Origin of the sequence: Streptosporangium sp. NPDC051023 (genome assembly GCF_040689595.1) — a bacterium.
Taxonomy (GTDB): Bacteria; Actinomycetota; Actinomycetes; order Streptosporangiales; family Streptosporangiaceae; genus Streptosporangium.
The window spans coordinates 53,231-70,454 of the sequence record NZ_JBFBCE010000027.1 but is presented as its reverse complement, the minus strand read 5'-3'; the positions used below and the strand labels follow the sequence as shown (position 1 = coordinate 70,454).

The following is a 17,224-nucleotide window of genomic DNA, read 5'->3' as shown; positions in this document are numbered from 1 at the left end:
CCCGAGGAGCGAACCTCGGCATCCGATGGAAACCGTCCCGAGGATTTTCTAGATTTGCCCCATGACCAATCGCCCGTTCCAAGTGATCTGCGAGATCGAGCCGCCGACCCGGCCCGACCTGATGCACGTCCGGCACCAGATCGGGACCCTGAGCAAGGTGGCCGACACCTTCCTTGTGCCCGACAACCACATAGGCCGTGCCACGGTCTCCAGCGTGGCGGTCGCGCACGAGGTCGAGGCAATGGGAGGCCGCAGCATCGCGTGCCTCAACTCCCGCGACCGCAACCTGCTGGGGTTCCGCCGCGACCTGCTGACCGCCGCGGCGTACGGCGTCGACCGGTTCCTGTTCGTCTACGGGGACAAGCCCGCCTCGGGCAACCGCACCGGAGACCTGAACGTGCGGGCGATGATCGAGGAGGTTCGCACCCTCCCGCAGGACGCCGCGTTCGCCGGCACCCCGCCCTTCCAGGTCGGCACGGCCGCGGGACTGCGTCCGCTGCCCGCGTGGAAGCGGGCGGCGGACTTCGTGTTCGTCCAGGTCAGCTTCTCCCTGGAGGCCCTGCTGAGATGGCGGGAGGCCAACCCCGTCGATGTCCCCGTCTACGCGGGCGTGATGGTCCTGGCCAGTGAGAACCACGCCCGGCGTCTCGCGGCCGCCATCCCGGACATCGACATCCCCGGTGAGCTGGTGGAGAAGGTCGCCGCCGACCGCGACGCCGGGGTCGAGGCCACCTGCGAGCAGATTCTCCGGATCAGGGACTCCGGAGCGTTCGACGGGGTGCACCTGATCCCGGTCACCCGCTACCGCCAGGTGGCGGCCCGGCTGGAACACCTTCTTCGCTGACAACGGCGGCGGCGGTGGCGGTGAGCAGGAGGCCGACGCCGACGGCGAGGGCGGTGAGCAGAAGCCCTGTGCCGACGGCGAAGGCGAGGTGGTAGCCGTCGTTGAGCGCGGAGACGGCGTCGTGCCCACCGGCGGTCAGGGTGCCGGTGTGGCCCGACGCCAGCGCGGTCAGGACCGCGAGGCCGAGCGCGCCGCCGACCTGCGCGCCGGTGCCCGCCAGCCCCGAGGCGAGCCCGGCATCCCCGGGCTCGACGCCGGACATGGCGAGCGTCATCACCGCGGGCATCGCCAGCCCCGCGCCGAAACCCAGCAGCGCCAGCGGGGGCAGGACGTCCGTGAGGTATCCGCCGTCCACCGGAGCCCGGGTGAACAGCGCCAGGGCCGCCGTGACGAGGACGAGCCCGGCGAGCAGCACGGGGCGCGGACCGAAGCGGGTGTTCAGCCTTGGGGACAGGCCCAGCGAGACGAGCGCCAGCACCAGCGCGATGGGCAGCCCCGCCAGACTGGTCTCCGCGGGGCCGTACCCCAGGATCCGTTGCATGTACAGGATGGTGAGGAGCTGGAATCCGGACATGCCGCTCACCATCAGCACCTGGACGAGGTTGGCGCCCGAGAGGTCGCGTGACCGGAAGATGCGCAGCGGTGCCAGGGGGGTCCGCGCCGTGGCCTGCCGTACGACGAACGCCGCGAGCAGGGCGAGGGACACCCCGCCGAAGCCGAGCGTGTGCGCCGAGCCCCAGCCGTGCCCCTCGATCCCGACGATGGTGTAGACACCGAGCATCAGGCCCGCGGTGACCAGGAAGGCGCCGACGACGTCGGCTCCCGCACCGAACCCGAGCCCACGGTCGGCGCCCAGCAGGCGTACGGCCAGCACCGCGGCCACGACCCCGACGGGCACGTTGACGAAGAAGATCCAGTGCCAGCCGACGGCCTGGGTGAGGACGCCTCCGGCGACACCGCCGATCGTGGCGCCCGTGGCGGCGACGAAGCCGATCGCGCCGATCGCCCTGGCCATCTCCCGTGGCTCCTTGAAGATCGTCACGATGATCCCCATGACCACGGCCGACGCCATGGCGCCGCCCGCGCCCTGGAAGAACCGGGCGGCGACCAGCATCTCCTGGTTCACCGAGACGCCGCACAGCAGAGAGGCGACGGTGAAGACGACCAGGCCGAGGACGAACATGCGCTTGCGCCCGATCAGGTCGCCCAGACGCCCCGACAGCAGCAGCAGGCCACCGAAGGCGATCATGTAGGCGTTCACCACCCAGGCCAGGCCCGCCGGCGAGAAGCCCAGATCGGACTGGATGGCCGGAAGGGCCACGTAGACAATGCTGGAATCAATAATGATCATCATCTGCGCGGCGCTGAGCACGGCGAAGGCGCTCCAGGGCGAGCCACGACCGGATGAGGAGGGAGGGGTCATCTGCGAGATCTCCTGCTGTCCGAAGAGTACGTTTCCGCCGCGGAAGCGGATGTCTCCGACCGTACGGGGCACGCTGGAGATGCTTAATACTGCGAAATCCTCTTCTCATACGTGATCGTCTCTCTATCAGGATGGCACGATATGTTTCTGACATGGATGTGCTCAGCGATGTGATCACGACCATGCGCGTCGGACACCCCGTCTCCGCACGCGTACGGCGCCAGGCCCCCTGGGGGCGGCGCTATCCGGCACGGTCGGGAGCCGCCTTCCACGTGATCCTCCAGGGCACGTGCTGGCTGCTCAGACCGGGCGACGAGCCGATCGCGCTCGGCCCGGGCGACGTCGTGTTCCTGCCCAGGGCGGTCGACCACGCGCTCGCCGACGCTCCCTCCTCCCCGCTGACCGAACCCTCCTGCCCGCCGGGAGAGGACGGCGTCCATCTGGGACAACGTGAAGAACTCCCGCCGGAGGGGGCGCCGCGGGGCTCGGGTGTGCCCAGCGTGACCCTGTGCGGCGCCTACCAGCTCGATCCCGCCCACGCGCATCCGCTGCTCGGCGACCTGCCGGAGATCGTCCACCTGCCCGCCAGGCTCGGCCGCCATCCGGAGTTGCGCGCGGCCGTCGACCTGCTGGGCGGCGAGCTGGAGAACGCCCGTCTCGGGGCGGGCGCCGCCGTACCCGCCCTCCTGGACGTGCTGCTGCTGTTCATCCTGCGTGCCTGGTTCGACGACCACGCCGACCGCGACGCGGCGACGGGCTGGGGGGCGGCGCTGGGCGACCCGGCGGTCGCGGCGGCGCTGGCCGCCATCCACCGCGACCCCGCGCGCCCCTGGACGGTGCGGGAGCTGGGCGCGCAGGCGGGGCTGTCCCGCGCGCCCTTCGCCAGGCGCTTCACCGCGCTGGCCGGTCAGCCCCCGCTCGCCTACTTGACCTGGTGGCGCATGACCATTGCGGCGCGGCTCCTGCGCGAGTCGGACGCGCCGCTTAGCGGCATCGCCAACCAGGTGGGCTACGCCTCCGAGTTCGCCCTGGCCAACGCCTTCAAACGCCGGTACGGCACGGCCCCCGGCAGATACCGCAAACAGGCCCGCGCGAAAAGCCCCGCGGCCGGGGCGGCGCTCCCGGAACGGCAGACGCCCGCGGACCCCGCGTTGTCAGGAGGCCAGCAGTGACGCGAAGCGGCTGAGGTCGACGTTGCCGCCGCTGATGATGACGCCGACCCGTTTCCCGCCCAGACGGGCGGCGAGTTTGCGGACGGCGGCGAAGCCGAGGCATCCGGTCGGCTCGACGACGATCTTCATGATGGACGCGAAGATCCGCATGCCTTCGACGAGTTCGGCGTCGGTGACGGTGAAGATGTCGTCGACCTCGCGGCGGATGACGGCGAACGTGTGGGTGCCGAGGTGCTGGGTCTGCGCGCCGTCGGCGATGGTCTCCGGGGTGTCGATGTGGACGATGGCGTCCTTGCGCAGGGACCGCAGGCCGTCGTCTCCCGCTTCGGGCTCGACGCCGTACAGCCTGCAGGCGGGTGACAGCGCCCGCGCCGCCAGCGCGGTGCCGGACAGCAACCCGCCGCCGCCCAGGGGCACGAAGAGCGCGTCGAGGTCGCCGACCTCCTCGAACAGCTCCATGGCCGCGGTGCCCTGACCGGCGATGACGTCGGGATGATCGTACGGCGGGACCAGTGTGAGGCCGCGTTCCGCGGCCAGCGCGCGGCCGATCTCCTCGCGGTCCTCGGTGTAGCGGTCGTAGACGACGACCTGGCCGCCGTACCCCTTCGTCGCGGCCACCTTCGCGGCGGGCGCGTCGTGCGGCATGACGATCGTGGCGGGGATGTCCAGCAGCCGGGCGGCCAGGGCGATCGCCTGGGCGTGGTTGCCCGAGGAGTAGGCGACCACACCGGCACGTCGTTGCTCGGGGGTGAACCGCGACAGGGCGTTGAACGCGCCACGGAACTTGAAGGCGCCCATGCGCTGGAAGTTCTCGCACTTGAACACCAGGTCGGCGCCGACGCTCTCGTTGACCAGGCGTGAGCGCAGAACCGGGGTGCGGTGGGCGTGGGACGCGATGCGGGCGGCGGCGCTCAGGACGTCGTCGTAGGTCGGTGACTGGGGCATTGACCGGTTCCTTCTGGTTCGTCGGAGCGGGCAGGGTGATCGGCCGAGAGCCGGGTTCGGGTTCTGCGGGAACATCCATGATCTGTGATGGACGTCCGAGCGGAGGCATCCGGGGTCCGGGGCCCGGGGTCCGGAAGACCCTGGTCCGGGAGAACTCGGGGTGAGAAGACCCAAGGGCGGGAGAACCCAGGCGGAAAGACTCGGAGTCGGGAGAACTCGGAGCGGACAGCTCAGAGCGGGAAAACCCAGAGCCGGGAGAACTCAGAGCGAGACAACTCGGGGCGAGACAACTCGGGGCGGAAAAGCTCGGAGCCGGGAGAATCTCGGAGCGGGAAGGCTCCGCGCTCTGGGAGAGGCGGGTGCCTTCTGGGAAGATCGCGGCATGCGTATCGCCGCCGCGCAGGCCCGCTGCCCCTGGCTCGACCCGGCCGCCGGAACCGCGAAGGTGCTCGACCTCCTCGGCAAGGCCGCCGCCGACAACGTGGAGTTACTGGCGTTCCCCGAGACGTTCCTGTCCGGCTACCCCTTCTGGGTCGAGCACACCGGAGGAGCGAGGTTCAACGACCCCGAGCAGAAACGGGCCTACGCCGCCTACCTGGACGCAGCCGTCGAGCTGGACGGCCCCGAACTGCGAACCGTCACCGAGGCCGTCCGGGACCTGGGCGTCTTCACCTACCTGGGCATCACCGAGCGGGCCAGGGGCACGGTCTACTGCACGCTGGTCGCGATCTCCCCTGAACAGGGCGTCGTCGGCGCCCACCGCAAGCTGATGCCGACCCACGAGGAGCGGCTCGTCTGGGGTTCGGGTGACGGTCACGGGCTCCGGGTGCACCGCGTCGGCGGGCTCAACGTCGGAGGCCTGAACTGCTGGGAGAACTGGATGCCGCTGGCCAGGCAGGCCCTCTACGCCCAGGGTGAGGACGTGCACGTCTCGGTCTGGCCCGGCTCGACCCGCCTGACCACCGACATCACCCGCTTCATCGCCATGGAGGGCCGGGTCTACTCGCTCGCCGCGGGCGCCCTGTTCTCCTACGCCGACCTCCCCTCCGGGTTCCCCTTCCGCGACGAACTGGCCGAACGGGGATCCCGCTGCGACGGCGGCTCGGCCATCGCCGGGCCCGACGGGGAGTGGATCGTGCCGCCGGTCTCGGGCGAGGAGCGGCTGGTCATCGCGGACGCCGACCCGGCCGTGGTGCGCGGCGAGCGGCAGAGTTTCGACCCGGTCGGCCACTACTCGCGCGGCGACGTCTTCCGCGTCGAGGTCGACCGCAGACGTCTCAGCCCGGCACGCTTCCTGGACTGACCCTGCCCTCCGGGAGGCCGCGAGACGCCTCCCGGAACACCCTCCCTGGGGGGACAGACCAAGTATGCCGGAAAGGGCTAACAGGGCTGGTCAGGCGGTGGAGGCGGAAGGCGAGGTTTCGGCTGTGGATGGCCGTGTCCGGCGTGGGGCCGGATTGGTTCCCGCAGCGGTCTTACTGCGCTGACCTGGTCAGACGCCGTTACGTGACCGGACAGAGTTGACGTTCTGTCCGGCCAGCTCCCTACTTTGCCCCTGGCCGTAGCTTCGGGAGTCCTGGCCCTCAGGGGCGCTCGTCGACGGGTTCTGCCCTGAGGGGGATCCCACGCAGAGTGAGCAGTATGAGCAGAACACCGCCCGCGACGAGCGCGATATCGGCGACATTGCCGACAACACGTCGACGCCGGGGGCGGTGATGTCCGGTTTGGACAGCCCGCCGACCGGACCACGGCTGCTGAACAGAGGCACCCGCCTCTTCTCGTCCACCCCTCCGACGGTGAACGCGTCGGCGTAGGAGAGCGGGAGGAAGATGCGAGCGGAGCCCCTCCCGTGGGGCAGCCGTTTCGATTCTGAGCATGCGGCCAAAGTAGGGATCGCCGTCATTCGACGACATGAGCCAGATATCCCGGAAAAAGGGTGGGGCGGTCCTCACCATCGATCCGGGACGAAAATCAGCCGATGTCCCGGCCGTGCCGCGAAACGCCGAGGGCCCGGCGCGGCCACCGGCGTTCCGCTGCCGGGCGGGACCGCGCGTTCAGCGGACGCGGTCCTCTCGGATGTCGGCGAGGGGGCCGGTGGGGTGCCGGTGAGGAGGAGCGCGATCAGGCTTTGCGGGTGGCCGACAGGGTCGCGTAGACGATGATGTTGTCGGTGTAGTGGTGGGTCTGGCGGTTGTAGACGCCACCGCAGGTGATCAGCCTGAGGGTCGCCTCTCCGGTGTTGCCGTAGACCCGCTTCGACGGGAACGACTTCTTGCTGACCTGCTCGACGCCATCGACGGTGAACTCCACGATGGTCCCGTCGGACCGGGAGACTTTGATCTTGTCTCCGCGTCTGATCTCCTTCAGGCGGCTGAAGACGGCCGCCCCGCTCCGGGTGTTCACGTGCCCGAGCACCACCGAGGGCCCCTGCTGGCCCGGGATCGGGCCGTTCTTGTACCAGCCCGCCAGGTTCGGCTTGCTCAGTGGCGGAGTCTGGATCTCCTTCTTGGCGTCGACCCCGAGCGCCATCAGCGGAGCCATCAGACCGATCTTGGGAATGGCCAGCTTGTTCGGCCGCACACCCGCGCTCTTGAGCGGCGCGGGCGGCTGGACGACGGGCAGCGGCGGAGGCGCCGTGGGGGCGGCGGCGGTCAACGGCACATCAAGCCCGCCGGGCCCCACGCTCGACGGCAGCGCCACCGGGTCCTGCTGCTGTTGCTGCTGATCCTGGGGCTGCTCCGGCGGCGCGGTCTGCGCTGCCTGGGCTCCCGGCGTCGGGACGTCCTGCACGATCATGGTGTTCGCCGCCTGCGGCACCGGAGGCCCGTACGGCTCCTCGTCGGCGACCGGCGTCAGATAGGTCAGCAGCCCCGCCATGACCGCGGCCACCCCGCCGAGCGCCCCGACCACCAGCAGCGCGGGCAGCAGCAGGCCGCCCTTGCTCCTCGGCGGACGGCCGTCGCCGTAGTAGGGGTCCGGACCGCCCTGCGAAGGCCCTGGATACATCCGGCGCCCTTCCTTACCTGTCCCCGAGCACGCGCACGCGCCCTACCTTGCCCCTGACTTCCCTATTCGTGACCACGGGCGTGCGCCGCCCGCCGCCTCTTCAACGCCACGCCACCGATCACGCTTCCCAGCACCATCGCCGTCCCGCCGCCGATCAGCCCCATGCCCGATGAGCTCTTCTCGTCCGGAGCCTCACCGGTCTGCGCGCCGCCGGTGGGCGTCACGACCACCTGGGGAGCGGTCGGCGTCGGCCGGGTCGGGGTCACGGTCGCGGTGACGGTGAGGGTGGGCTTGGGGGTCGCGGTGGTGGTGCTGGTACCGGGCGGGACGGTCGTGTAGACCGTACTGGGGGTCACGGTCGGCGTCCTGGTGGGCGTGGGGGTCGGGGTAGGCGTCGTCGGTGTTGAGGTCGGTAGTTTTTCGACGGTGACCTTCACCGGGGGGACAGGCGCACCGGTAGCGAGCTGGCAGTCCACTCGATACGGGGACGGCACATCATGCGTCACCGTCGAGGAGAGGACCCTGAACGCGTCCACCCGCATGGGCTTGTCTTCGTTGTTCGTCAACTTCAGCACGTGCTTGCCATACCCCAGGGAACTCGGCGACCTCCACAGGGTTTCCTTCACGTAGAGCTTCGGAGCCTCCGTGGAGGTGGGACTCGGAGTCGGAACCGGAACCCCGTCCTTCTTGAAGGGTTCCACCTTGTCCGTGATCACATCGGAATTGAAGATCGGGTCCGGAGTCAAGGAGACCCCAACCTCCCCCAACCCGATCGTCCGTTCACCGATGTACTCGATACCTGTGCCGATGAATTCGACCGCAGCTGTCGAGTTCTTCTTGGAAGCTTCTTGAATCTCGTTCCCATAGGCCTGTTCGACAGAATTCACCACAGACTTTTCAATGCTCTTCCAATCGTTGGAAGGACTGTAGAGAACTCTATGTAGAGAATGAGTGGGGTCAGGGATGTCGGCGCTGTTGACCAGGCGCTGGGACGGGATGAAGTCGACAGCGATTTTCTCGGGAACGATCGTCGCGCTACCATCTCTCGGCGCGTCGACCTGCCCCTTCAGATCCGGAACAACGATAGGCTTCGGGGTTCCCGTGTAAGACGGGAGATCGGTTCGACTTTCCGAGGGAAGAATGAGAACCGCCTGTCGCTGCTCCCACAGCCCGTCGATTCTCGACGTTGCGGTGGCCAGAAGATGTCCACCGGCCAAAAAGTCTGGATTCGCGTTGAGGGCGAGCTGGTTCAGCGTCCAGTTCACGATCAGCGGCTTGCTCGCATAGACGGGTGTCGCCACAGACACACCCACCGAAACGGGCACGTCCCCCGTGACTCCGGGCCCCTTACATATATACGAGTAGGGCTGGACCTGGGTGTTAGCCCTCGATGCGTTCGAAGGAATCACGACCAGCCCGGCACAGGAAAACCCCAAGGCTGAGGCGACAACCGTCCTACGGAGCCCTGCTCCCCACCGCACCACTGGACGCTCCGATCATCGCGATCTGGCCACAAAACCGGTCATCGAATCACAACTCGGTCCGGATCGTACTGCCCCACACCCCCCTGACGCAGGAAGATGACAAGACCCCCAGGAGACTGTGGCGGACTTGTGATGCGGTCACCTCCCCCGCGAGAGCGGTACAAGGCTCGCCAACGTGGTGTACCTATGAGTAACAGAATTGTATTCTGTCATCGTATCCAAGGAGGCAGTCCATGCAGCGAGACCTCTTCGAGGAGGAGCACCTGCTCTTCCGGGAGACCGTGCGCGAGTTCCTGGCCCGCGAGGTCCTCCCCCATCACGACCAGTGGGAGAAGGACGGCATCGTCCCCCGCGAGGTGTGGAAGAAGGCCGGGGAGATCGGGATGTTCGGCTTCGGGGTGCCGGAGGAGTACGGCGGATCCGGGATCAAGGACTTCCGCTACAACGCCGTCATCGTCGAGGAGGTCATGAGGATCGGCGCGACCGGTCTGGGCTACTCCCTGCACAACGACGTGATGGCGCCGTACTTCGTTGACCTCACGAACGACGAGCAGAAGGCCCGCTGGCTGCCCGGCTTCGCCGCGGGCGAGCTGATCACGGCCGTCGCGATGACCGAGCCCGGCGCGGGCAGCGACCTGCAGGGCATCAGGACGACCGCGGCACGCGAGGGCGACCACTACGTCCTCAACGGCCAGAAGACCTTCATCACCAACGGCATCAACTCCGACCTGGTCGTCGTGGTCGCCAAGACCGATCCCGAGGCGGGCTCCCGGGGCATCTCACTGCTCGTCGTCGAGCGGGGCATGGAGGGGTTCGGCCGGGGCCGCAACCTGGAGAAGATCGGCATGCACGCCCAGGACACGGCGGAGCTGTTCTTCGACAACGTCAGGGTTCCCGTGGCCAACCTGCTGGGCGAGCAGGAGGGACAGGGCTTCTACCAGCTCATGGCCAACCTGCCGCAGGAACGGCTGTCGATCGCGGTGATGGCCGTCGCCGTGGCGGAGAGCGTCCTGGAGACGACCATCGAGTACTGCCGATCCCGCAAGGCCTTCGGCCGCAGCATCGGCGGCTTCCAGAACACCCGGTTCGTGCTGGCCGAGCTGGACACCGAGGTCGAGATCGCCCGCCACTACGTGGACAAGTGCATCCTCGCGCTCAACGCCGGGACGCTGAGCGCCGTGGACGCGGCCAAGGCCAAGTGGTGGACCACGGAGCTGCAGAACAAGGTCGTCGACCGCTGCCTCCAGCTACACGGCGGCTACGGATACATGACGGAGTACCCCGTGGCCAAGGCCTGGATGGACAGCCGCGTGCAGACCATCTACGGCGGCACGACCGAGATCATGAAGGAGATCATCGGCCGCTCGTTCGGTTTCTAGCACCGCGGACGGGCTCAGGGCTCCGACTGTTCGGGAAGCCGGACCATGCACGCTTCTCCCGCGCGACAGCGGTGACTTCCTCATCCGGCCGAGCCGGTCGAGCCGGATCAGTCCTTGACGATCTCCTCGACCTTCACCGCCTTGCCGTCCGAGATCAGCACCTTGGCCTCGAACGAGACGCCCGCCTTGAGCGCCTTGGCCAGTTGCGCGGACGTGCACCTGTGCGGGACCGCGCCCTTGTCGCAGACGCTCCCCTGCACATCGAGCACGATCGTGTCGGCGGTGAGCGCCGCCTCCCGCGTCCCCTTGCCGGTGTCGACCACGATCGAGCCGTTCCCCAGCAGGCTGAGCGTCCCCGTCACATCGTCGTCGATCTGCAGGCGTGTAGGCTCCGCCTCCGGCGTCTCGGCGGCGGAGGACGACGGGGAGCCCGAGGGCTCCACCGGCGCGGCCGTCGGGGTCTCCGGTGCGGCCGTCGGGGTCTCCGTCGCGGCGGACGAGGCGGCCGGGCCGCTCGTCGAGGCCGTTGGCCCCGGGGAGGCGGCGGACGAGTCGCCTCCGCCGGAGCAGGCGGCCAGCGTTGCGACCAGTGCGACGGCCAGCGCGGGGACCCGCACGGCCCGCTGCGGGAACGAGGGAACGCGTGTCACTTTCAACCATCTACTCACGGGCAGCAACCATTCCACGAGACACGACATCGCGGTTAATCGCCGCAAGATCCTTACGGTCGACGCATACTGGTCACCGTAGGCTCCCCCTGAGGCGGTGTTGATGGACAGCGGACTGATCCTGCTGGTCTTCCTGGCGTTCCTGTTCGCCTGGGGGCTCAACCGGGTACGGCGGGCCCTAAGGCTCAGCACGGTCGCCTACGCGGGCGTCATGATCGTCTTCATCCTGGTGATGCTCGCCCTGTGGGGACAGACGTTCCGTTAGCGTCCAGCTCGCCAGCAGCCGCAGCGCGGTCTCCGAGTCCGACCCCGGTTCCGCGGCGTAGGTGACCAGCACCTGGTCGGCCGCGCCGACCACCGCGAACGTCTGGAAGTGCAGGGTCAGCTCACCCACGACCGGATTGCGGAACCGCATGGTCCCCTTGGTCTTCTCCTGCACGTTGTGGTCGGCCCACCAGCGGCGGAACAGCTCGCTCTTCATCGACAGCTCACCGACCAGCGCCGCGAGCCGGGGGTCGTCGGGGTACCTGGCGGCGTTGAGCCGCAGGACCGCGACCGCGGCCCTGGCCTTCCGCTCCCAGTCGGGGAAGATCTCCTTGGTCCGCTCGTCCAGGAAGCAGAGGCGTCCCCAGTCGCGGCCCTCCTCGGGAACCGCCCCGAAGTCGAGGATCAGCGCGGAGGCCAGCCGATTCCAGGCCAGCATCTGCATCCGATGGTCGATCACGTAGGCCGGGACGCCCTCGGCCGCCTCGAGCAGGAACCGCAGCGGCGCCGCGACCTCCCGATGGGCGCGTCGTCCCGGCTTGCGGGGACGGGCGAGGTCGAACAGGTAGGCGCGTTCGTCGTCGTCCAGCCCGAGAACCCCGGCGATGGAGGCGAGCACCTCCTCGGAGACGCCGCCGCCGCGCCCCTGCTCAAGGCGTGTGTAGTAGTCGGCGCTCATTCCGGCGAGCTGGGCGAGCTCCTCCCTGCGCAGCCCGGCCACCCGGCGCCGCCCGCCGTACGTGCGCAGGCCGACGTCCTCCGGACTCACCCGCGCCCGCCGGGATTTCAGGAAATCGCCGAGTTCGTTCATCCTTCGAGTATCCACCTCCGGGACCCGCGCAGCCTGGCCCTGCCATTCCCAGGCACCGCCGTCCCCAGGCATCGGAGGGTACTGGGTAGGGCCGGTCGCGGCCCCCAGACTCGGTGTCATGAACATCGCGGACATGAACATCAGCAAGGTTGGTTTCGGCGCCTGGGCCATCGGCGGCGCGGACTGGCGGTTCAGCTGGGGCGCGACCGACGACTCCGAGTCCGTCGCGGCGATCCACAGGGCCGTGGAGAGCGGGGTGAACTGGATCGACACCGCCGCCGTCTACGGCCTCGGCCACTCGGAAAAGGTCGTCGGCAAGGCGCTGGCGTCCCTGACGGACAAGCCCTACGTCTTCACCAAGGCCGGGCTCGTCTGGGACCCGGCCGATCGGGGGGCCGCGCCGTACCGGAGCATGAGGCAGGTCAGGCGCGAGGTCGAGGACTCGCTGCGGCGGCTCGGGGTCGAGCGAATCGACCTGTACCAGGTGCACTGGCCCGACACCGGAACCTCCCTGAGCTGGGGCGGGACGGCGGAGGAGGTCCTCGCCGAGCCGATGCCGCTCGAGGAGTACTGGCAGGTCATGGCGGACCTGAAGCGGGAGGGCAAGGTCCGTGCCATCGGCCTGTCCAACCATGACACCGCCCTGCTCGAGGCGGCCGAGCGCGTCGCGCACGTCGACGCCGTCCAGCCCGCCTTCTCCGCCCTGAACCGCACGGCCGCCCCTGAGGTCGCCTGGGCTCGGGAGCACGGCAGCGCGGTGATCGCCTACTCGCCGATGCAGTCGGGTCTCCTCACCGGCGCCTTCTCGCGGGAGCGGGCCGCCGCCCTGCCTCAGGACGACTGGCGTCGCGATCACCCGGACTTCACCACGGGCCTGGACGCCAATCTGACGGTCGCGGAGGTCCTGGGGAGGGTCGGGGCCCGCCACGGCGTCTCCACGGCCTCAGCGGCCGTCGCGTGGGCCCTGGCCTGGCCCGGGGTGAGCGGTGCCATCGTCGGCGCCCGCACACCGGACCAGATCGGCGACTGGGCCGGCGCGGGCGAGGTGCGCCTCACCCCGGACGACCTGACCGAGGTCGCCGAGGTGCTGCGCCGTACCGGGGCGGGGCAGGGCCCGATCGCGCCGTAAGCCGTTGCCGGGGCGCGATCCGGCCGCGCCGTAAGCCGTTACCGGGGGCGGGGCGGAGGTCGCGCCGTAGGCCGCCGTTATCGGGACCCCCGCAGCAGCACCTCCGCCACCAGCTCCGGGGCATCGCTCATCGGCAGGTGCCCACACCTCCGCAGCAGCTTCACCCGCTGCCCCGACCATCTGGCGGCCCGTACGGCCTGCCGCCGCGGAAACAGCCGGTCACGCTCGCCCCAGGCGATCGTGATCGGCGCCTTCGGCGGGGCCGGGGGCATCAGCCAGACGAACGAGTCGAGGGTGTCGTCGAACCCCGGGGCCTCCCGCATCGCGTGACTGGACGCCAGCAGCGCCTCTGTGGAGAGCCTGGACGGGTGCGCGACCAGCATGCCCGCCGAGATCAGATGGCCCAGCGGGTCCGCCATGACGGCCGCGGCCCGTTCCGGCGTCAGCGCCGTCGCCGACGCCCTGACGGCCCTGAGCACCGCCCGCGCGTAGACCAGCTCACTCCGGTTCCAGAACCCGGCGGGGGAAAGCGCGGTCGCCGTACGGACCACGCCCCTTGAGGCCAGTTCGAGGGCGACGTAGCCGCCCAGGGAGTTCCCCGCGACGTGCGGCTCGCGGATGCCGTGCACCGCGCAGAACGACTCGACCGCGTCGGCGAGGGTCTCCGCCGTGTACGGCGAGCCCGGCGGCAACGGCGGGGAGGCGCCGAAGCCGGGGAAGTCGACGGCGATCACGTCCCGCTCTGCGGCGAGCCGGTCGAGCACCGGCGACCACGCCTGCCAGTGGTGCCCGATTCCGTGCAGCAGGACCAGGGGTTCTCCTGTCCCGCGACGTTCGAAGGCCAAATCCATGCCACGAGTGAAGCACCAAGCGCGGGCATCTTCTATGACGACCGGGCGGGGAAAGCGTGCCGTCGCAACGGGCGAAAGGGGTCAGCGAGACTTGGTGGGAATCTCGAACCAGACGGCCTTGCCCTCCCTGGTCGGGCGGGAGCCCCAGCGTCTGGCGAGCTGGTCGACGAGGTAGAGGCCGCGCCCGCCCTCGTCGTTCTCCCCCGCGCTGCGGATGCGGGGAAGGCGGAGGTCCTGGTCGAAGACCTCGACCCAGACCGACTCACCGCCCCTGCGGATCCTGAGGGTGAACTCCTTCTCGCTGATGACCTCGTCCTCGAAGCCGGGGATGTCCCAGGACTCGTCGAACGTCATGGGGGTCGTGGTGTCGATCACCAGGTCGCGGCGCGGGACGCTGGCGTTGGCTGCGTGCAGCACGACGTTGGTGACCACCTCGGAGACCAGCAGGCAGGCCAGCTCCGCGCGCTCCTCGGGGACGTTCCAGCCGCCGAACGCCTCCGCCGCCATCCTGCGGGCCTCACCGACCATGATCGGCTGGGCGGGGAACGTGCGCTCCTCGACGTCCAGCTCGTCGCGGGCGGACCTGACGACCAGGATGGCCATGTCGTCGTCGATCTCGCCGGGCACCGCGACCGTCGCGGCGTCCGCGATGTTCTCGACCGAGTCCTCGGAGATCTCGATCAGCTTGCCGAAGAGCGTCGCGAGGGTCTCCTCGTCGCTCGGCGGCTTGCCGTCGGCGTCGCGCAGGGGACGGCGGTCGACGAGGCCGTCGGTGTACAGCAGCAGCGCGGCCCCCGCGGGCAGCGTCCGCGTCTCCTCCTTGTAGACCAGGTCGGCGTTTATGCCGCGGGCCCGGACCCCGAGGGGCTTACCGACCTCTTCGATCTCCAGCTCGGTGCAGGTGCCGTCGACCAGGAGCAACGGCGGGGCGTGCCCGGCGTTGGCGAAGGACAGCTGCCGGGACCAGGCGTCGTAGACGAGGTACTGGCAGGTGACGATGGGCGGGACGCTGATGTCGGCGCCGCTGTCGTCCCACTCGGGGGTTGCGATGCTGTGCGTCCAGTCGTCGAGCCTGGCGAGGATCTCCGCGGGCGGCTTGTCGTCCTGGGCGAAGGCCCGCAGCGCGGCCCTGAGCTGGCCCATGACGGCGGCTGCCTTCGCTCCCCTGCCCTCGACGTCGCCGATGACGATGCCGACCCGACCTGCGGACAGCGGGATGACGTCGTACCAGTCGCCGCCGACCTGGGTCTGGATGCCCTGGCCGTGCGAGGCGAGCGGCGCGGCGGGGTAGTAGCGGACCGCGATCTCCAGGCCGTCGAGCTCCGGCAGCGGCGCGGGCGGCAGCAGGTTCTTCTGGAAGGACTCGGCGGTGTGCCGCTCCTCCTCGAACAGCAGCGCGTTGTCGACCGCGAGCGCGACCCGGGTGGCGATGGCCCCGACGAAGTCGCGGTCGAAGGCGTCGTAGTGCGGGCTGCGCCGGTCGGTCAGGTTGGACAGGCCGAGGTACATCAGGCCGAGGATCTCGCCGCGCACACACAGCGGCGCCACGATGGCGGAGGTCATCCCGATCTCCGCGGCGAGGCGGGTGCTGCCCTCCCCCGGGCTCGGGTAGTTGGTCTGGGAGAAGTCCTCGACGAGGATCGTCTCCTGGCGCCGCAGCGCGATGTCGGCGTAGTGCCCTGCCGGGTAGCTGATCTCCGCGCCGAGCGGCGCCCAGGTGTTGGGGGGCGGGCTCCAGCCCTGGACGTGGCTGGAGACCTTCCTGATCAGCCTGCCGCCGTCCATCAGCTCGATGAAGCAGTGGTCGGCGAACTGCGGGACGAGCATCTCGGCGACGCGCTTGAGCGTCTCCTCGACGTACAGCGAGCCCGCGAGGCGTTCGCCGATCCGCTCGAGCAGGCCGTAACGGTCCTTCTCCCGCTCATTGCTGCGCATCGCCTCGCGGGCGGTGATGACAATGCCCGTGACCGAGCCCGATTGGTGCCGGAGCGGCACCGCCTGGGCCCGGACATAGATGATCGTGCCGTCTCCGCGTTTGACGTCGAAGGTGCCCTCCCAGACGCCGCCCTTGAGCACGTGCTTGGCGAGCTCGATGGCGAGCGGGTGGTCCTTCTCCATGATGCCGAGAGAGCGCGACTGGTCCCGGGCCGACGGCCCCGGCCTGCCGAACAGCTTCTCCGCGAAGGGGTTCCAGTAGACGACGTTGCTGAAACGGTCGGTGACGACCACCGCCATCTCGGCATGGTCGAGGACCGAGCTTGCCGAAAGGTGGTCGGCGGCGTCCTGTGAGAGATCCCCCCACCGTTTCATCCGGTGACCACCCCTTGAGGACGGCTGTGCGCAAAGCGAACCACGGTTGCTCCTGCTGCGGTCTCGGCAGGGGAGTGGAGGGTCTCCCGGGGGGAATTCAACCAAGCAGAGGGGTCTTGGTCATCGGGTGGAGACGAAAACGTGCGCGGCGATGTCTCGCGGAAGATCCGCCAGAGTATTCTCCGCCTCGTCGTCACCTGTCACCCGCACACCGTCGTCGCTCGCCGCGAGCGTCACCTCGCGTCCGGGTTGTATCCCAACTTGCTTGAGTTTAAGCATCACAGCCGGATCACTTTGCACTTGTTCGCTAATTCGGCGTACGACAACGGGTATATCCCTGGGTCCGGCCAGAGCCGCCATCGAGGGCAGGGACTGCCAGGCACCGCCCGTAAGGCCCGCGACGCCCAACTCCTCCAGCCCCGGGATGGGGTTGCCGTGCGGGTCCTCCGTCGGGTTGTTCAGCAGGCTGACCAGCCTGGCCTCAACGGACTCCGACATGACGTGCTCCCAGCGGCATGCCTCAATGTGCACCTCCTCCCAGGGCAGGCCGATCACCTGGGTGAGCAGGCACTCGGCGAGGCGATGCTTTCGCATGACGCGCGTCGCGAGCGTGCGGCCCAGATCGGTCATCGTCAGGTGCCGATCTCCCTCGACCCTGACCAGGCCGTCGCGCTCCATACGGGCCACCGTCTGACTGACGGTGGGACCGCTCTGCTGAAGCCGCTCGGCGATTCGCGCACGGAGAGGGGTGATCCCCTCCTCCTCCAACTCGAAGATCGTGCGGAGGTACATCTCCGTGGTGTCGATCAGGCCGTGTGCGGTCAAAGCTCCTCCCGTCCTACCTCGTTCCAGGGTCCGTCGCGGTGTCCTCCCCGAAGGGCAGCGCGGGACCGGAAAGTCCTCTGACTCCGACCCTATTGTGAGATCCACCCACGGCG

The 17,224-nt window shown here is 69.2% G+C and carries 15 protein-coding genes; 5 read left to right on the top strand and 10 right to left on the bottom strand.

Annotation, left to right across the window (positions count from 1 at the left end; genetic code table 11):
- Positions 1-61: 61 nt before the first annotated feature.
- Entirely contained in the window at positions 62-844 is a 783-nt protein-coding gene (locus AB0395_RS19530) for a methylenetetrahydrofolate reductase (protein ID WP_366282356.1), read from the top strand.
- Here AB0395_RS19530 and AB0395_RS19525 read toward each other — a convergent pair.
- Positions 795-2,267: an MFS transporter gene (locus tag AB0395_RS19525; protein ID WP_366282355.1), complete on the bottom strand. Its 1,473-nt coding sequence runs from the start codon at positions 2,265-2,267 to the stop codon at positions 795-797. The two genes, AB0395_RS19530 and AB0395_RS19525, sit on opposite strands and share 50 nt — an antisense overlap.
- A gap of 152 nt (positions 2,268-2,419) precedes the next feature.
- On the opposite strand from AB0395_RS19525, the gene AB0395_RS19520 reads away from it, so the two are divergent.
- Positions 2,420-3,439 carry an AraC family transcriptional regulator gene (locus AB0395_RS19520; protein WP_366282353.1) on the top strand — a complete coding sequence of 340 codons (1,020 nt, stop codon included), beginning with the start codon at positions 2,420-2,422 and terminating at the stop codon, positions 3,437-3,439.
- Here the strand turns inward: AB0395_RS19520 and AB0395_RS19515 are convergent.
- Entirely contained in the window at positions 3,422-4,384 is a 963-nt protein-coding gene (locus AB0395_RS19515; protein WP_366282351.1) for a threo-3-hydroxy-L-aspartate ammonia-lyase, read from the bottom strand. The genes AB0395_RS19520 and AB0395_RS19515 overlap by 18 nt on opposite strands.
- Positions 4,385-4,766: 382 nt before the next feature.
- On the opposite strand from AB0395_RS19515, the gene AB0395_RS19510 reads away from it, so the two are divergent.
- A complete protein-coding gene (locus AB0395_RS19510) occupies positions 4,767-5,687 on the top strand; it encodes a carbon-nitrogen hydrolase family protein (RefSeq protein WP_366282349.1) in 921 nt (306 codons plus the stop codon).
- A 189-nt stretch (positions 5,688-5,876) separates the two neighbouring features.
- Here the strand turns inward: AB0395_RS19510 and AB0395_RS19505 are convergent, their stop codons facing one another.
- The 3 genes from AB0395_RS19505 to AB0395_RS19495 form a co-directional block, all read right to left on the bottom strand.
- Positions 5,877-6,287, bottom strand: a complete 411-nt coding sequence (locus AB0395_RS19505; RefSeq protein WP_366282347.1) for a S8 family serine peptidase — start codon at positions 6,285-6,287, stop codon at positions 5,877-5,879.
- A gap of 218 nt (positions 6,288-6,505) precedes the next feature.
- Positions 6,506-7,390, bottom strand: coding sequence for a class F sortase (locus AB0395_RS19500; RefSeq protein WP_366282345.1), 885 nt, complete (start codon positions 7,388-7,390; stop codon positions 6,506-6,508).
- A gap of 62 nt (positions 7,391-7,452) precedes the next feature.
- Positions 7,453-8,691, bottom strand: a complete 1,239-nt coding sequence (locus tag AB0395_RS19495; protein WP_366282344.1) for a hypothetical protein — start codon at positions 8,689-8,691, stop codon at positions 7,453-7,455.
- 416 nt (positions 8,692-9,107) lie between these two features.
- Between AB0395_RS19495 and AB0395_RS19490 the strand changes: the two genes are divergently transcribed.
- Entirely contained in the window at positions 9,108-10,253 is a 1,146-nt protein-coding gene (locus AB0395_RS19490; RefSeq protein ID WP_366282342.1) for an acyl-CoA dehydrogenase family protein, read from the top strand.
- A gap of 107 nt (positions 10,254-10,360) precedes the next feature.
- On the opposite strand, the gene AB0395_RS19485 is transcribed toward AB0395_RS19490, so the two are convergent.
- Together AB0395_RS19485 and AB0395_RS19480 are read right to left on the bottom strand one after the other, a co-directional pair.
- Complete coding sequence (locus AB0395_RS19485) at positions 10,361-10,903, bottom strand: hypothetical protein (protein ID WP_366282340.1); 543 nt, start codon at positions 10,901-10,903, stop codon at positions 10,361-10,363.
- A gap of 196 nt (positions 10,904-11,099) precedes the next feature.
- Positions 11,100-11,996: a helix-turn-helix transcriptional regulator gene (locus tag AB0395_RS19480; protein ID WP_366282338.1), complete on the bottom strand. Its 897-nt coding sequence runs from the start codon at positions 11,994-11,996 to the stop codon at positions 11,100-11,102.
- A gap of 118 nt (positions 11,997-12,114) precedes the next feature.
- On the opposite strand from AB0395_RS19480, the gene AB0395_RS19475 reads away from it, so the two are divergent.
- Positions 12,115-13,125: an aldo/keto reductase gene (locus AB0395_RS19475; RefSeq protein WP_366282336.1), complete on the top strand. Its 1,011-nt coding sequence runs from the start codon at positions 12,115-12,117 to the stop codon at positions 13,123-13,125.
- Between the two features lie 77 nt (positions 13,126-13,202).
- On the opposite strand, the gene AB0395_RS19470 is transcribed toward AB0395_RS19475, so the two are convergent.
- The 3 genes from AB0395_RS19470 to AB0395_RS19460 all read right to left on the bottom strand — a co-directional run bounded on the left by AB0395_RS19470 (position 13,203) and on the right by AB0395_RS19460 (position 17,111).
- Positions 13,203-13,976, bottom strand: coding sequence for an alpha/beta fold hydrolase (locus tag AB0395_RS19470; protein WP_366282334.1), 774 nt, complete (start codon positions 13,974-13,976; stop codon positions 13,203-13,205).
- An 81-nt stretch (positions 13,977-14,057) separates the two neighbouring features.
- The gene (locus AB0395_RS19465; RefSeq protein ID WP_366282333.1) at positions 14,058-16,286 is read right to left on the bottom strand and encodes a SpoIIE family protein phosphatase; all 2,229 of its coding nucleotides are present in this window, start codon (positions 16,284-16,286) and stop codon (positions 14,058-14,060) included.
- A 120-nt stretch (positions 16,287-16,406) separates the two neighbouring features.
- Positions 16,407-17,111: an iron dependent repressor, metal binding and dimerization domain protein gene (locus AB0395_RS19460; RefSeq protein ID WP_366282332.1), complete on the bottom strand. Its 705-nt coding sequence runs from the start codon at positions 17,109-17,111 to the stop codon at positions 16,407-16,409.
- Between the last annotated feature and the right edge of the window lie 113 nt (positions 17,112-17,224).

Excerpts from the sequence above, each read along its gene's own strand:
- AB0395_RS19530 (WP_366282356.1), top strand. The coding sequence starts at position 62 with ATGACCAATCGCCCGTTCCAAGTGATCTGCGAGATCGAGCCGCCGACC.
- AB0395_RS19525 (WP_366282355.1), bottom strand. The coding sequence starts at position 2,267 with ATGACCCCTCCCTCCTCATCCGGTCGTGGCTCGCCCTGGAGCGCCTTC.
- AB0395_RS19520 (WP_366282353.1), top strand. The coding sequence starts at position 2,420 with ATGGATGTGCTCAGCGATGTGATCACGACCATGCGCGTCGGACACCCC.
- AB0395_RS19515 (WP_366282351.1), bottom strand. The coding sequence starts at position 4,384 with ATGCCCCAGTCACCGACCTACGACGACGTCCTGAGCGCCGCCGCCCGC.
- AB0395_RS19510 (WP_366282349.1), top strand. The coding sequence starts at position 4,767 with ATGCGTATCGCCGCCGCGCAGGCCCGCTGCCCCTGGCTCGACCCGGCC.
- AB0395_RS19505 (WP_366282347.1), bottom strand. The coding sequence starts at position 6,287 with ATGACGGCGATCCCTACTTTGGCCGCATGCTCAGAATCGAAACGGCTG.
- AB0395_RS19500 (WP_366282345.1), bottom strand. The coding sequence starts at position 7,390 with ATGTATCCAGGGCCTTCGCAGGGCGGTCCGGACCCCTACTACGGCGAC.
- AB0395_RS19490 (WP_366282342.1), top strand. The coding sequence starts at position 9,108 with ATGCAGCGAGACCTCTTCGAGGAGGAGCACCTGCTCTTCCGGGAGACC.
- AB0395_RS19480 (WP_366282338.1), bottom strand. The coding sequence starts at position 11,996 with ATGAACGAACTCGGCGATTTCCTGAAATCCCGGCGGGCGCGGGTGAGT.
- AB0395_RS19475 (WP_366282336.1), top strand. The coding sequence starts at position 12,115 with ATGAACATCGCGGACATGAACATCAGCAAGGTTGGTTTCGGCGCCTGG.
- AB0395_RS19470 (WP_366282334.1), bottom strand. The coding sequence starts at position 13,976 with ATGGATTTGGCCTTCGAACGTCGCGGGACAGGAGAACCCCTGGTCCTG.
- AB0395_RS19465 (WP_366282333.1), bottom strand. The coding sequence starts at position 16,286 with ATGAAACGGTGGGGGGATCTCTCACAGGACGCCGCCGACCACCTTTCG.